This window comes from Collinsella sp. AM20-15AC (assembly GCF_003471405.1).
Lineage (GTDB): Bacteria > Actinomycetota > Coriobacteriia > Coriobacteriales > Coriobacteriaceae > Collinsella.
Genome location: NZ_QRJA01000004.1, coordinates 1 through 768 on the forward strand (window position 1 = coordinate 1; position 768 = coordinate 768).

General features: G+C 69.7%; 1 protein-coding gene. It reads right to left on the minus strand.

Annotated elements, in window-relative coordinates; all coding sequences use genetic code 11:
- A partial coding sequence (locus tag DW233_RS02070) for a transposase (protein ID WP_199574562.1) occupies positions 1–714 on the minus strand: 714 nt, incomplete at its 3' end.
- Between the last annotated feature and the right edge of the window lie 54 nt (positions 715–768).

Below are 768 nucleotides of genomic sequence, written 5' to 3' on the forward strand. Positions count from 1 at the left end.
CGCCGCGGCCGCGACGAGGCCCGCGTGCGCGTCGGAGACGACGAGCTCCACGCCGGAGACGCCGCGGTCGCGGATTTTCCTGAGGAATGCCAGCCACGAGTCGTACGACTCCGTGTCCACCACGCCGACGCCCAGCACGCGCCTCCAGCCGCCCGCGTCGCAGCCGATGGCCGTGACGACGGCCGTGGAGGCCACGCGGCCCCCGCGGCGGCACTTGACGTAGGTGGCGTCGAGCCAGACGTAGGGCACCGGCGAGCCGTCGAGGGGCCTCGCGCAGAGCTCCTCGATGTCGGCGTCAAGGTTCGACGCGATGGCGCTCACCTGGTCCTTGGAGAGCCTGGACACGCCCATCTTCTCCGCGACGCGCCGCACCTTGCGGGTGCTCGTGCCGGTGGCGTACATCTCGGCGACGGCGGCCACGAGGGCGCGGTCCGCGCGCTGGTAGCGCTCGATCACGTCGTCCGGGAAGAAGCTGCCGGTGCGGAGCTTCGGGATGCGCAGCGTCAGCGTGCCGACGCAGGTGGCGAGGCCGCGCTCCCGGTAGCCGTTGCGGCTGTTCGCCCCGCCGCCGCACAGCTGGTCGGCCTCGGCGTCCATCACGGCGTTTACGACCTGCTCGGCGAGGCGCCTGAGCAGCTCCTGCATGTCGATGGCACCGTCGTCGAACCGCGGCATGGCGAGCATGTCCGGCTTCGGGTCTGATAAGATTTCCATAGCGGTCTTCGTCCTTTCCTAGAACCTGTTGTTGTGGTGATTTCAGATTCTAGG